We start from the raw sequence: 13,972 nt of genomic DNA, 5'->3' as shown, positions 1-13,972 counted from the left end.
GAACCAGCAGCGCCGCAACCGCGGCAAAGGACACTCGGTAAGCTGCTGATTCGTGGTTTCGACCGAGTCCGAGGACGCAGAGCTGGATAGACGTACCCGATTGCTGGCTGCGGCGGCGGTGACGTTGGGCAGGCTGTGCGATGTGCTGGAACCGCTCGGCGAGATGTTCGCGGCGCGCGGGCACGAGTTGTATCTGGTCGGCGGCAGTGTGCGCGACGCGGTGCTCGGGCGGCTCGGCACGGATCTGGACTTCACCACCGACGCGCGGCCGGAGCAGGTGCAGGAGATGCTGCGCGGCTGGGCCGATCATCTGTGGGACACCGGTGGTTTGGCGTTCGGCACGGTGAGCGGGTCGAAGGGTGGCCAGCAGCTGGAGATCACCACCTTCCGCAGCGACAACTACGACCGGGTTTCGCGCAATCCCGAGGTCACCTTCGGCGACAATCTCGAGGACGACCTGGTGCGCCGCGATTTCACCGTGAACGCGATGGCGGTGCGGATCGGCGCGGACGGTTCGCTCGACTTCGTCGACCCGCTGGGCGGGATGGACGCGCTGCTCGCGGGCGTGCTGGATACGCCTGCGGCGCCCGAGGATTCGTTCAACGACGACCCGCTGCGCATGTTGCGCGCGGCCAGGTTCGTCGCCCAGCTCGGCTTCGAGCTGCAGCCGCGGGTGCACACGGCGATCACCGCGATGGCCGAGCAGATCGACCGGATCACCGCGGAACGGGTCCGGGTGGAGCTGGACAAGCTGATCGGTAGCGCGCACCCGATCGACGGCATCAACATCATGTGCGAGACCGGCCTGGCCCAGCGGGTGCTGCCGGAGGTGCCCGCGATGAAGCTGGAGATCGACGAGCACCACCAGCACAAGGACGTCTACTGGCACTCGCTCACCGTGCTGCAGCAGGCCATCGACCTGGAGGACGGCGACCCCGACCTGGTGTTGCGCTGGGCGGCGCTGCTGCACGACATCGGCAAGCCGGACACCAAGCGCAACGAGCCGGGCGGTGGCGTCAGCTTCCACCACCACGAGGTGGTCGGCGCGAAGATGGTGCGCAAGCGGATGCGGGCGCTGAAGTATCCGAAGCAGTTCACCGAGGACGTGGCCCGGCTGGTGTTCCTGCACTTGCGTTTCCACGGTTACGGAAAGGGTCAGTGGACCGATTCCGCGGTGCGCCGCTACGTGACCGATGCCGACGACCTGCTCCCCCGTCTGCACAAACTGGTCCGCGCCGACTGCACCACCCGCAACAAGCGCAGGGCCGCGGCGTTGCGCAGTACTTATGACGAGCTGGAGTCACGGATCGCGACGTTGCGCGAGCAGGAGGATCTGGCCAAGGTCCGCCCCGATCTGGACGGCAACGCGATCATGGAATTGCTCGGCCTGCCACCGGGTCCCGAGGTCGGCAAGGCGTGGCGATTCCTGAAGGAACTGCGGCTCGATCGCGGCCCGATGACCCGCGACGAGGCGGAGACGGCCTTGAAGGAATGGTGGAAAGCCCAGGGCTAAAAGATGATCAGCGTGGTTCCGGCGACAATGGCGGACCGGATCTGCGCCAGGTCGAACGACCCGGTGATCTCGGGCAGCTCGATCCGGAAACGTACGAGGTCGCCGTCGCGGGTGGCGTGCACGATGCGGGCTTGATTCGGCAGTTGTTCCAGCAGCAATGCGGGCGTGCCGATCATCCGGCGCGGTATCCGCAGGCCCAGCCAGCTGGCTCGATGCAGTGCCACGGCGACCCGGTTGTCGGTCACCGAGGCGTCCACCAGCGCGGTCAGCCGCCGGTGCCGGTGTTTCGCGCGGATCAGGCCACCGGGATCGACGTCGAGGACCCAGTCCAGCGGCTGGCTGTTGATCCAGCCGACCAGCGCCGCCGTGGTGACCGTGCCGTCCAGGTCGAGTTGCGCGGCCCGCACCCTGGTCGGCACGCCGGGAACCAGGCGGACACCGTGCGCGATCACCGTCACGGCCTCGATCGCATGGTTGTCCCAGCGCAGCCGGGACAGCACCGTCTTGGTCTGGAAGTGCGCGCCGCGCCTGCGGACCTTCAGCACCTGCAGGGTGGCGTGCAGATCGTGTCCGAGCAGGGTCGCGCTGACCTCCTGCCCACCGAATCGGCTGAGGATGCCTTCGCTGAGCACGGTCATCAGGGCGTCCGGCATCAGCGCCGTCACGGTGCCCGCGCCGAGGTCGGCGCCCGCGTCCACCCAGGAGGTGGTGACGGCGATCCATTGCTCCAGCCAGGACTGCTCGAACAGGCGCTTGCCGAGATCGACGGCCCGCAACGGCGACCAGGACTTCGGATCGAAATACGTGGCCATGATTGATCCGAGCGTACTGGCCGGCGCCGGCCCCGACCATGGTGCTGTGACCCAGGTCGCGCTTGCCCGGGAGCAGCACCCGCTGAGCAGGCGTTCTTGCTTGTGGAACACCACGCCGACGAGAATCGAGGTTGCTGTCTAAGACTCACGCCACGGAAAGGGTGCAAATGCCGCTGGATCTGAACAGTGATCTCGGCGAGGGCTTCGGTCCGTGGCAGATGGGCGACGACGCGGCGATGCTGGACATCGTCACCAGCGCCAACATCGCCTGCGGATTCCACGCGGGTGATCCCTCGATCATGCGCCGGACCTGCGAGCTCGCGGTCGAGAAGGGCGTCCGGATCGGCGCCCACGTCGGCTACCGCGACCTGGCCGGATTCGGCCGCCGGGAGATCACCATGGACCCCGCCGAGCTGCGCGACGAGGTGCTGTATCAGATCGGCAGTCTCGGCGCGTTCGCCAAGGCCGCGGGCGATCGGGTGCGGTATGTGAAACCTCATGGTGCGCTCTACCATTCGGCCTCGCGCGAGCGGCGGTTCGCGGACGCGGTACTGGCCGCGATGGTCGACTACGACCCGGAGCTCGCACTGCTCGGCCCGGCAGGCAGCGAGTTGGCGCACGCGGCCGAGGCGGCGAAGGTGCGCTTCGTCGGTGAGGGCTTCGCCGATCGTGCGTACACGCCGGCCGGCACGCTCGCCAAACGTGGCCTGCCCGGGGCTGTGCTGGACACCGATGCCGCGGTCGCGCAGGCGGTTTCGATCGCCATGTCGGGCTGCGCGCGCACGGTCGACGGGTCCGGCGAGGTCGCGGTGCAGGCGGCCAGCCTCTGCGTGCACGGCGATACGCCCGCCGCGGTCGAGATGGCCCGGCTCATCCGCACCGCCCTGGACGAGGTCGGGGTGCCGGTCGAACCGTTCGTCTGAGCATGTCTTTCCGAACGCCGGGCGCGGTGCGATGACGGACCCGGACGAGGTCGACCCGGATCGGCTGATCCGGGCGGCCGGTGATGGTGCGCTGCTCATCACCCCGTCCCGGCACGACGCGGTGAAACTCGCTGCGGCCCTGCGTGCCCGTCCGCTGCACGGGGTCTGCGACGTGCTGCCCGCCGCGGAAACCGTTCTGGTGACACTGCTTTCGCCGGAGCACGCCGACTCCATCCGCCAGCAGCTCGCCGCGTTGCTACGCGCGTTGCGAGAGCCTGCGGCAGAGCAGGATTCGCACATTGTTTCCCGTGGAACACTGTCGGACAACGATTCTCCGGATCAGCCACTGGTCGTTCCGGTGCGCTACGACGGCGCCGATCTCGCCGAGGTCGCGCGGCTGCTCGGGATCGGCGAAGCCGAGGTGGTCGCCGCGCACACCGGGACGGTCTGGCAGTGCGCGTTCGTCGGATTCGCCCCGGGCTTCGGCTATCTGGCGTCACCCGACGGTCGGTTGACCGTGCCGCGGCGCCCGCAGGCCCGCACCACCATCCCGGCCGGTGCGGTCGCGCTGGCCGGTGGATACACGGCGGTGTATCCACGCAGTACGCCCGGCGGCTGGCACCTCATCGGAACCACCGACCTGCGGATGTGGGATGTGGACCGCGATCCGCCGTCGCTGATCCACGCGGGCGGTTTCGTCCGGTTCGTCGAGCAGTAGGGCTCGGCCGAGCTCAGTTCGGCGAATCCAGCTGGGCGTGCATGAGATACACGTTGTAGCTGTCCCAGGACGAGAGGGTGAAGTACACGTCCGTGCCGGTCGACCAGGGATGGATGAAGCCGCCGTAGGACTTCGGATAGTCAGCGGTGGAGACCAGCTGCACCGGCTCGGTCCAGCTGCCCTGCGGTTCGGCGGCATTGCGCAGCACGATCGCATTGCGGCCGGAGTCGAGATACACCATCTGCCACTGCGCGTTGTCCCGGTCGTAGCGCACCGACAACTCGCTGGCCAGGCCGAGGAACAGTGGGGTGGCCTGATTTTCCGCCGCAGGCGCCCAGCTGCCGTTCACCCAGTACTGGTAGGCCGACTTGTTGAGCACCTCGGCTTTCGGCACCCGGGCCAGCCCGACCACCCCGAGGCGACCATTGGGCGTGCCGAACATATAGACATGCTCGCCGTGCGGCACCATCGCCGCGACCTGGAAGCGGCCGACCCCGAAGACGTTGTCCCACTTGGCGTGCTGATCCTTGATCCAGGTGCGGCCGTTGTCGTCGGAGTAGGCGAGGCCGCCGTAGTTGTTCGCCCACATGCCGGGGATGCGACTCCACCGATTCACCGACATATAGCTCAGATACTGCCGGCCATCGAGCGCGAATCCGGAGGTCGGAATGGTGGTGGTCTCCCAGTTCTTGAGTTTGCGGCTGCTCAGGATCTCGGCGGCGTGGCACTGGCTGTCCTGCACCATGCTGTCCAGCGAAAGGCCGTCGGACAGTTCGCGATCGGTGCTGTAACCCAGGACGTTGCTGCGCCAGTCCTGGTGGTCCTCCCCCGCGCCACCGACCTGCCAGCCTTCGCCGAAGGTGTCGCCGAACGCGACGGCGACCTCGCCCGGCTTGGTCTCCCACATCACGCCGAGGTCGGTGCCGTCCACCTGCCAGCGCAGATCGGTCCGGTTCGGCGAGCCGTGCCCGGTGATCTGACCCGTCAGCTGCACCGATGCGACGCGCGGCTCGGCCACCGCGGGGGCGAGCGGGCCGGGCTCGGCCGGGTGCACCACCGGCGGCGGCGCGGGCTGCGGTGCGTCGCCGGTACCGCCGGGCACCGGTATCGGGATGGGTTCGATCTCGGGTTCGATCTCGATGCGCGGCACCCTGATCGGCTCGCCGGCCGCGTTCGGGCGGGCGCCGGTATCCGGCACCGGGCTCGGATCAGGGTCCACCTCAGGGGGTTCGGAGATGTCGCGTACGTCGGGGCACGGATTCTGGCATGGATCGGCGGGCAGTGGTCCCGCGTCGATCCTGGTGTTGTCCTGGGCCGGCCCGGGCACCGTGATCGGGGTGAGTTGCGGGACCGGCACCGGAATGACGATCCGGTCCGGCAGCGGGGGCTCGACATCGAGTTTGCGTGGATCGAAACCGACCTCACCGCAACTGTTCACCGGCGGCGGCTCCCACGGCAACGGGGTCGCCTGAGCGAGCGGTCCGGGCATGGTCAACAACCCGCCGAGGACAATGCCGAAGAAGGCGGGCGCACAAGGGGATTTGCCGCCGAATCGATTCGTCACGGTAGCCGGGCCTGCTATTCGGCGCTCGGGGTATGCGGAGACAGCCGGGTTCCCCACCTGTCTAGCAGGTTTCGCGGATCCTCGAGATTCTGCGCCGGAAATCCCATGTCTGACTGACTCCTGTCGAATCGGGCCGAAGCGAAAGAAAACCTACCGGAATCATCTGTGCGAAATAGGGAACCGAATGTCGGTCGCGCGCGTCCAAACAGATATGAACGAGATCGAGTACGTGTTCGGCACGGGCGACGGCTCGGTACACGTCTGGTCCAGCGCAGCCGATCTGGAACTGGCCCGCTCGGGCACGGCCGACGCGGTGCAACTGGACTTCGACGGCGACGGTCTCGCCGACGACGCCCTGTGGGATACCGCCGGATCCGGCATCGCCGACGTGGCGGCCCTCGATCTGGACGACGACGGCGTCCTGGACCACTTCTATACCGACCCGACCGGCCTCGGCACCTGGAATCACCACATCACCGGCAGCACGGCCGACGCTGTCAGCGAACCGCTGGACTGGATCGTGCGCACCGATCACATCGATGCCAGGCAGCATGCCGTCCCGGCCGATGCCGGTGCTGGGCAGCCGGATCGGCTATGCGAGCCGCCGGGCTTCGACGAACAGCTACCGCGAACCGATCACCCCGCTACGACAATGAATGAGGATCGCCCAGCCGCAACGACGGACGAGCTACCGGGAATAGATCAGCCTGCCACGACCGCAGACGACCCACCACCGCAAGACAATCCGGTCGACCTACCCGACTACCTCGTCCAGCGAATGAATCCCACCGGCCGCCACCTGGACGACGATCCGACCATTACTTGATTTCACCAATATTCTTCGGCCGCCGCCGCGCATTGATCGCGATGGCGGCAATACCCGCGCAATAGATTCCGGCACCCGTCAGAATCACCGGCAACGAACGCCCATCGTCCGGAACAACCAGTGCCGCCGCGGCAATCGCCACGATGAACGCGATATTGAAAACCGTGTCCTGCAACGCGAATACCTGCCCACGGCGCGCGTCATCGATATCGATCTGCATCACCGCGTCGCCGGTCAGTTTGATCGTCTGCCCCGCCAGCCCGAGCAGGAACGCCCCGACCAGCAACAGCTGATGTGCGCGCGGCACCGCCGAGCCGGCCTCGGCGAGGGCGATGGGAGTGACCAATGTCAGCTGCACCATCGTCGCCGTCACCAGCCCGGCCACCACCGTCTTCGACCGTCCGAGCCGCGGAATCAACAGCGGCGCAACGACGGCCGCCACCAGCATGCCCGCGGCGATGGCGGCGATGGCCACGCCGAACCCGAGCAGCCCGCTGTCCAACGCCGAACCTTCGGCAGGCGCCTGACGCAGCACCAGAACCATGATCAAGGTATTGATGCCGAACACGATGCGGTGCGTGCCGATACCCAGCATCGCGGTGGTCACCTGCACCGACTCCCACACCGCCGTCGCGCCGGTGCGCAGTCCGGTGGCGATGGCGTGCACCGTGCTCCCGCTCTCCGCCGTGTCCGCGTCCGGTCCGAGCACCCGAGGCGCGAACCCGGCCGCCAGCAGCGCGCTGACCACCGGCCCGACACTGCTCACGGCGACCGCGACCGCCGAGGCGAAATCGCCCGCGCCGATCAGCCCGATCACCGCCACCGAGGTGGCCGCCCCGACCCCGGCGCAGCCCGAGGCCACCGTGGCGAGCACCGAATTCATCGGCACCAGCCAGTGCTGGTCGAGCACTCTCGGCAGCGCCGCCGACACCCCGGACAAGACGAACCGGCTGATCCCCACCACGGCCAGCGCGAGCAACAGCAGCGGCGTCTCTCCGACGCCCGCCAGCAACCCCACGCATACCAGCGCGATCAACGCCGCCCGCGCCACATTCGCCACCAGCAGCACGGCGCGCCGATCCCACCGATCCAGCAGCGCCCCCGCATATGGCCCGATCAGCGAGTACGGCAACAACAGCACCGCGAAACCGGCGGCGATGGCGAGCGGATCGGTCTGCCGCTCGGGATTGAACAGAATCGCCCCCGACAGCGCCGCCTGGAACATGCCGTCGCCGAACTGACCTGTGAATCGCACGAGGGCCAGGCGCAACACCCCGGGGCTTTCCCGCAGCGCGGTCCACAGCGGCTGCGGCCGCTCGTCCGAGTTGATGGAGCTCTCCGAGCGACCAGTGGTGGACACGCGGTGAGGCTACTGGTTTCGGGGTGATCACGCCGAATCAGTGCGAGTCGGCGACCAGCGCGCTGACCGCCTCGCGCATGTCCGGTGCCATCGGCAGCCGGTCGAGGGCGTCGGCGTCGATCCAGGCGAACGCGTCGTGTTCACCGGGTTCCAGTGCCACCTCGCCCGGTTCGACGTCCACCACGAAGCTGTACTTGCGCACCCTGGCCTTGGTGCGGGTGGCGTAGTCGATGCCGCCGAGGAAGTCGGTGATGCGGCGCACCCGCAGGCCGGTCTCCTCGAACAGCTCACGGGCGACGCATTCGGCGAACGTTTCGCCGGATTCGACTCCGCCGCCGGGTAGTTCGTACATGCCGCCGTGATAGTCGTCCGGGACCCGGCGCACCACCAGAAGTTTGCGGTCACGGAACACCGCGACGCCGACGACGAAATGGGCGATGCCGTCGCGGCGGGCCTCGCTGCGAAGTTGTCGCTCGATGCGCGTGAGCGTCTCGGGTCGCATCTCGTCGTCACCTCCGGTTGCGTTGCGGCGCATCATGTTACGAATCACGCATGAGTGTGGCACCGGCCGATGTCCGGCCCACCGGCGAGGTCACCTATCGGTTCGGCGGACCGGTCGGTTCTGCTCGCCTGACGTTCACCCGCTGGTCGCTCGCGTAAAATGCCGAGTGCAGGACAATTTACTAGGAATGTGGAGTACCGCCACGGATGTGCTCCTACCCTGAAAGGTGATCGGTGCACGGTCCCGAGAGGAGGACCTTGATGTCCACACTCACGACACCACACATCGACGTCCATCGAGCAGGCGACCGCATGAAAACACGGGTTTCCTGGCTGGATTCGAAGCACTCGTTCTCGTTCGGGGAGCACTACGATCCCGAGAACACCCACCACGGCCTGCTGCTCGTCAACAACGAGGATGTGGTGTCCCCCGGCCAGGGCTTCGACACGCATCCGCACCGGGACATGGAGATCGTGACCTGGGTGCTCGGCGGCAGCCTGGTACATCAGGATTCGCTCGGGCACAGCGGCATCATCTATCCGGGATTGGCCCAGCGGATGAGCGCGGGCACCGGCATCCTGCACTCGGAGAAGAACGACGCCTGGCGCATCGACGGTGCCGAGCACGACGAACCGGTGCATTTCGTGCAGATGTGGGTCGTTCCCGACGAGCCCGGCCTGACGCCCGGCTACCAGCAGCTCGAGATCGATGACGCGCTGGCGGCGGGTGGTCTGGTCACCGTGGCGGCCGGCCTGCCGCGTTATCGCGATCGCACCGCCATCGCCATCAACAGCAGTCACGCGGCGTTCCACGTGGCCAGGATGACCGGCGAGCCGGACGTCGCCATCGATCTGCCGGACGCTCCCTACCTGCACGTCTTCGTGGCTCGCGGCGAGGTGGAGATGGAGGGCGTCGGCACCCTGGACGAAGGCGATGCGGTCCGGCTGACCAGGAGCGGCGGCCAACGGGTGATCGCGCATCGGCCGTCGGAGATCCTGGTGTGGGAGATGCACGCGCGGTTGGGCGCCCAGTAGACCGGTCGCCGAATTCGAGGTGGCCGCCCGCGCGCCTACGGAGCGGACTCCGTTGGGCTGCGACAAAATGGGCATACCTCGCATTAACATCCGCTCGTAGCGCATGCGATCAGTAGGCGATCCTCGCGTACCCACCGGACACCTGGTCCGGACCGAGCGACGCGAGGCACCGACGGAGAGGAAATCCATGTCGCAATACCCGCCTCCCGGCCAGTACCCCCCGCCTCCCGGGTACCCGCCGCCGCCCGGCCAGCAACCCGGGCAGCCCGCGTACTGGCAGGAGTCGCCGAAGGGTAAGGGCCTGGCGATCACCACGCTGGTGCTCGGCATCCTCGCGTTGCTCAGCTTCTGGACGCTGGTGGGCGGCTACCTGTTCGGCGCCTTTGCCGTCATCTTCGGTGTGGTCGCGCTGGTGAAGACGCGGTCGGGTCGCGCGGGTGGCACGGGGATGGCGATCACCGGTCTGGTCCTCGGTGCGCTCGGCTTGATCGGCGCCATCGTGGTCACCGTCGTCGGCTACAGCTTCTTCGTCAACAGCGGCGGCAAGGACTTCGTCGACTGCGTGAACAAGGCGGGTGGCGATCAGTCCAAGATCGACGCGTGCGAGAGCGAATGGAACCAGCGGCTCGAGGACAAGTTCAGCGTCACGCTGACCCCGCCGCCCGTTCCCACGCCGCGCTGATCCGGGGGTCTACCCTCCGCTGATCGCCGCGCAGGCTCGGGTGGCGGCCAGCACGTCGCCGAGCTCGCGGCGAAAGTCGTGCTCCGGGGCGGCGATCCACTTGCGGTAGCCGGTGCCCTCGTCGGTGGGCGAGGGCAGCACGATGTGGCTGCCGGGCAGCGCGACCGCGGCGCAGACCCGGAACAGGTCGGCGAACAGTGCGGTGTCCAGATACGAGTTGTCGGTCGGGCCGGTCAGGAAGGTCCACCGGTCCGAGCGCGGATGCGCGATGATCGGGCCCGGCCGGTCCTCGGGTGTGCTCTCGATCAGGCGGGCCCGCACCCGGCGGCCCAGTGCGGCGGGCATGACGACCGCACCAACCGCGCCTACTTCCAACATTATTCGGCCGAGCGCGGGATCGACGACGCCGTAGAGGCCGTGGTCCTTGCGGTAGCTGCGACAGCGGGCGAGGGCGTCCTGCATCGTCGCGTAGTCGGAGGACGCCGGATAACTGCCTGCTTCAGTGCGGGACAAACTCATGACGAACCTCGCCTCGATGCGGGTGGATCGCGTGAACTGGGTGAGAATCGACCGCTGAGCCCAGACCCTAATGCCGGGCAAGTGGGTTGACAATAGTCACACGCCGATGCCAAGGTCGCGCGGCGGTACGATCGCCAGTCATGGCACCCGTCTCGCCCGCTGTTGCCCGCTGGGAACTGGTGCTGCGGCTGCGGGAGCTGCGCGAACAGCGCGGCTTCGACTCCGCGGGCTTCGCCAAACTGGTCGGCTTCACCCCGGCCAACTGGTCGCACGTGGAAAAGGGCAGGCGCGTGCTCACCACCAACACCATCGGACCGGTGCTCGAGCTGCTCGAGGTGGAGGCCGAGGAACGCGCGGAGCTGCTCGCCCTGCTGGACGCCAGTAAACAGCGCGGCTGGTGGACCAAGTCGTCCGCGCTGATCGGCCCCGAGCTACAGCGGTTGTACGGCATGGAATACGGCGCGCAGAGCATCCGCAGTTACGACAGCCTGGTCGTGCCGGGACTGTTGCAGACCGAGGCCTACGCCAGGGCGCTGATCAGTGCCGACGTGATGATTCGGCCGGTCCAGGTCGAGCAGCTGGTCGCCATCCGGATGCGCAGACAGCAGCGACTGCGCGGCAGCGAACCGGTCGAGCTGACCGCGGTGATCGGCGAGGGCACGCTGCTCCAGCAGACCGGCGGACCCGACGTGCTGCGCGGGCAGCTGATTCACTTGGCCGAGCTGATCGACGAACTCGACACCGTCGAAGTCCGGGTCATCCCGTTCGCGGCCACCGCGGGTGCGGTGCTCGGCGGATCGAGCTTCCATCTGATCGACTTCGCCGGCGAGCAGCTGCCGACCTTCGGCTGGGCGGAGAGCGCCGTCTTCGGCGGGGCGGTCGACGACCCGGAATTGGTCCGCGATCTGAGCTTCGCCTACATGCGCGCGCAGGAACAATCGCTGCCGCATGACGAGTCATCGACCCTGATCAGGACGTATGCCCAGAGGTAAAATCCTGCCATGGCCCACACCGTTACTCCCCGGTCGGTTTTCACTGACTGGTTCCGGTCGACTCGATCGAACAACGGCAATCAATGTGTCGAGGTCCGCTTCGACGGTGACGCGGTGCTCATCCGGGACAGCAAGTACCGCCGCGATCCGGCCCACCGCCCCGCCGACGAGCCCATCATCACCGTCACCGCGCGCGAATGGTCCGCATTTCTCGAGGCCCTCCGCACGGCGCACCGATCACCCGGCGCGCTGACCGCGTCCACCGCCGCCGACGGGCACACCACGCTCCGGCACGGCACGACCGTCCTGCGCTACACCCCGCAAGAGTGGCGCGCCTTCCTGCTCGGCGTGCGCGACGGCGAGTTCGACCGCACCGCACTCACCGTCTGAACCGGCACCGACCTCCCTGAACAATCGACCGTCACCCCCGGCCGTTCGCGGCAGGGGGCCGACATCGCGCACGGTCGGCATACTGGAGATCGTGACTTCCGAGCTGACCAGTCCTTCCGGTATCGATCTGTCCTATCTCGACCAGGGCGTGCGGGCGCAGGACGACCTGTTCGCGCATGTCAACGGCGAATGGCTGGCCAACCACGAGATACCGGCCGATCGCGCGGTGGACGGCGCTCTGCGCACCCTGTACGACCAGGCCGAGCGCGACGTTCAGGTGATCATCCAGAACGCGGCCGCCGAGCAGGCGGAGCCGGGCAGCGATGCCCGCAAGATCGGCGATCTGTTCACCAGCTTCATGGACACCGAGACGGTGGCCGCGGCCGGCCTCGCGCCGATCTCGGCGGAGCTCGCCGCCATCCACGGGGTCGCCGACCGGAGCGCGTTCGCGGCGCTGCTCGGCACGTTGCAGCGGACCGGCGTCGGCGGGGCGATCGGCTGCTACGTCGACACCGACGACAAGAACTCCACCCGCTACATCGTGCACGCCACCCAGTCCGGCATCGGCCTGCCCGACGAGTCGTACTACCGCCAGGACGAATCCGCCGAGATCCGCACGGAGTACATCGCGCATATCGGCCGCATGTTCGCGCTGGCCGCCGCCGATCCGCGCACCGCCGCGCTGCTGCCGCAGGACCTGGACACGGTCGGGCAGCGGGTGTTCGAGCTGGAGCGCAAGCTCGCCGCCGGGCACTGGGACGTGGTCCGCCGCCGCGACGCCGAACTCAGCTACAACCTGACCACCTTCGACGCGCTGGTCGCCGACTACCCCGCCTTCGATTGGGCGGCATGGACTTCGGCGCTCGCCGCGGGCGTCGACCGGCCCGGTCCCGAGTTGTTCGCCGAAGTCGTTGTCCGTCAGCCGGATTACCTGCGTACCTTCGCCCAGGTGTGGTCCGAGGAATCGCTGGCCGACTGGCAGGCGTGGGCCGTTTGGCGGCTACTCCGTTCGCGCGCACCGTATCTCACCGATGCCGTGATCGAGGAGAACTTCGGTTTCTACGGCCGCACGCTGACCGGCGCCCAGGAGAATCGGGAGCGCTGGAAGCGCGGGGTCTCCCTGGTGCAGGACCTGCTCGGCGAGGCGGTCGGCAAACTGTATGTGGCCGAGCGTTTCCCGCCCGAGGCCAAGGCCAAGATGATCGAACTGGTCGGCAACCTGCAGGAGGCCTACCGCCGCAATATCGCCCAGCTGGACTGGATGGGGCCCTATACCAGGGCGGCGGCGCTGGCCAAGCTGGAGAAGTTCACCCCGAAGATCGGTTACCCGGACAAGTGGCGTGACTATTCGGACGTGCTGATCGATCCCGCTGACCTGGTCGGCAATTACCGCAACGGTTATGCCGCCGATCACGACCGCGACCTGCGAAAGCTCGGCGGCCCGGTCGATCATGACGAATGGTTTATGACCCCGCAGACCGTGAATGCCTACTACAACCCGGGCATGAACGAAATCGTCTGCCCCGCCGCGATTCTGCAGCCGCCGATGTTCGACATGAACGCCGACGACGCCGCCAATTACGGCGGCATCGGCGCGGTGATCGGACACGAGATCGGGCACGGATTCGACGATCAGGGCGCCAAATACGACGGCGACGGCAACATGGTCGACTGGTGGACCGACGACGACCGTACCGAATTCGGCAAGCGCACCAAGGCCTTGATCGACCAGTACAACGTGCTCTCGCCGAAGGACCTGCCCGATGAGCACACCGTCAACGGTGAATTCACCATCGGTGAGAACATCGGCGACCTCGGCGGCCTGTCCATCGCCCTGGAGGCCTATCGGATCTCCCTCGACGGCGCCGAGGCTCCCGAGATCGACGGCCTCACCGGTCTGCAACGCGTCTTCTTCGGCTGGGCGCAGGTCTGGCGCACCAAGGCTCGTCCCGAGGAGGCCATCCGCAGGCTCACCGTCGACCCGCACTCGCCGCCGGAATTCCGCTGCAACGCGGTCGTGCGCAATATCGACAGCTTCCACGAAGCGTTCGACGTGCAGCCCGGCGACGCCCTTTATCTGGATCCGGCGCAGCGCGTCAAGATCTGGTAGCCGCGGTAGGCGCGAGCATTACCGAGC

At 67.6% G+C, this 13,972-nt stretch carries 14 protein-coding genes; 9 read left to right on the top strand and 5 right to left on the bottom strand.

The window, feature by feature from the left end:
- The first annotated feature begins 52 nt into the window (after positions 1-52).
- Positions 53-1,513: a CCA tRNA nucleotidyltransferase gene (locus DBO33_RS01765; protein ID WP_107653485.1), complete on the top strand. Its 1,461-nt coding sequence runs from the start codon at positions 53-55 to the stop codon at positions 1,511-1,513.
- Here DBO33_RS01765 and DBO33_RS01760 read toward each other — a convergent pair.
- Entirely contained in the window at positions 1,510-2,325 is an 816-nt protein-coding gene (locus DBO33_RS01760) for a hypothetical protein (RefSeq protein WP_107653484.1), read from the bottom strand. The two genes, DBO33_RS01765 and DBO33_RS01760, sit on opposite strands and share 4 nt — an antisense overlap.
- Before the next feature lie 167 nt (positions 2,326-2,492).
- On the opposite strand from DBO33_RS01760, the gene DBO33_RS01755 reads away from it, so the two are divergent.
- Entirely contained in the window at positions 2,493-3,248 is a 756-nt protein-coding gene (locus DBO33_RS01755; RefSeq protein ID WP_107659874.1) for a LamB/YcsF family protein, read from the top strand.
- A 31-nt stretch (positions 3,249-3,279) separates the two neighbouring features.
- The gene (locus DBO33_RS01750) at positions 3,280-3,966 is read left to right on the top strand and encodes a 5-oxoprolinase subunit B family protein (protein WP_107653483.1); all 687 of its coding nucleotides are present in this window, start codon (positions 3,280-3,282) and stop codon (positions 3,964-3,966) included.
- A gap of 13 nt (positions 3,967-3,979) precedes the next feature.
- Here DBO33_RS01750 and DBO33_RS01745 read toward each other — a convergent pair whose 3' ends face one another.
- On the bottom strand, positions 3,980-5,455 hold the full coding sequence (locus DBO33_RS01745; protein ID WP_107659873.1) for a DUF4185 domain-containing protein: 1,476 nt from the start codon (positions 5,453-5,455) through the stop codon (positions 3,980-3,982).
- A gap of 286 nt (positions 5,456-5,741) precedes the next feature.
- Between DBO33_RS01745 and DBO33_RS01740 the strand changes: the two genes are divergently transcribed.
- Positions 5,742-6,356: a hypothetical protein gene (locus tag DBO33_RS01740; protein WP_107653482.1), complete on the top strand. Its 615-nt coding sequence runs from the start codon at positions 5,742-5,744 to the stop codon at positions 6,354-6,356.
- Here DBO33_RS01740 and DBO33_RS01735 read toward each other — a convergent pair.
- The gene (locus DBO33_RS01735; protein WP_107659872.1) at positions 6,349-7,686 is read right to left on the bottom strand and encodes an MFS transporter; all 1,338 of its coding nucleotides are present in this window, start codon (positions 7,684-7,686) and stop codon (positions 6,349-6,351) included. The two genes, DBO33_RS01740 and DBO33_RS01735, sit on opposite strands and share 8 nt — an antisense overlap.
- Before the next feature lie 67 nt (positions 7,687-7,753).
- Positions 7,754-8,218, bottom strand: a complete 465-nt coding sequence (locus DBO33_RS01730; protein WP_107659871.1) for an NUDIX hydrolase — start codon at positions 8,216-8,218, stop codon at positions 7,754-7,756.
- A gap of 260 nt (positions 8,219-8,478) precedes the next feature.
- Here DBO33_RS01730 and DBO33_RS01725 point away from each other — a divergent pair, with 260 nt between their 5' ends.
- Positions 8,479-9,252 (top strand): pirin family protein, encoded by a 774-nt coding sequence (locus tag DBO33_RS01725; protein WP_107653481.1) that lies wholly within the window; start codon positions 8,479-8,481, stop codon positions 9,250-9,252.
- 187 nt (positions 9,253-9,439) lie between these two features.
- Positions 9,440-9,934 (top strand): DUF4190 domain-containing protein, encoded by a 495-nt coding sequence (locus DBO33_RS01720; protein ID WP_107653480.1) that lies wholly within the window; start codon positions 9,440-9,442, stop codon positions 9,932-9,934.
- 9 nt (positions 9,935-9,943) lie between these two features.
- On the opposite strand, the gene DBO33_RS01715 is transcribed toward DBO33_RS01720, so the two are convergent.
- Positions 9,944-10,453, bottom strand: coding sequence for a hypothetical protein (locus tag DBO33_RS01715; protein ID WP_107653479.1), 510 nt, complete (start codon positions 10,451-10,453; stop codon positions 9,944-9,946).
- 140 nt (positions 10,454-10,593) lie between these two features.
- On the opposite strand from DBO33_RS01715, the gene DBO33_RS01710 reads away from it, so the two are divergent.
- From DBO33_RS01710 to DBO33_RS01700, 3 genes are all read left to right on the top strand, one after another.
- Positions 10,594-11,445, top strand: a complete 852-nt coding sequence (locus DBO33_RS01710; RefSeq protein WP_107653478.1) for a helix-turn-helix domain-containing protein — start codon at positions 10,594-10,596, stop codon at positions 11,443-11,445.
- A gap of 9 nt (positions 11,446-11,454) precedes the next feature.
- Positions 11,455-11,835 (top strand): DUF397 domain-containing protein, encoded by a 381-nt coding sequence (locus DBO33_RS01705; protein ID WP_107653477.1) that lies wholly within the window; start codon positions 11,455-11,457, stop codon positions 11,833-11,835.
- A gap of 82 nt (positions 11,836-11,917) precedes the next feature.
- Positions 11,918-13,945 (top strand): M13 family metallopeptidase, encoded by a 2,028-nt coding sequence (locus tag DBO33_RS01700; protein WP_407670594.1) that lies wholly within the window; start codon positions 11,918-11,920, stop codon positions 13,943-13,945.
- The last annotated feature ends 27 nt before the right edge of the window (positions 13,946-13,972 follow it).

The organism is Nocardia suismassiliense (genome assembly GCF_900269665.1).
GTDB classification, from domain to species: domain Bacteria; phylum Actinomycetota; class Actinomycetes; order Mycobacteriales; family Mycobacteriaceae; genus Nocardia; species Nocardia suismassiliense.
This window is presented reverse-complemented; position numbering and strand designations above follow the sequence as displayed.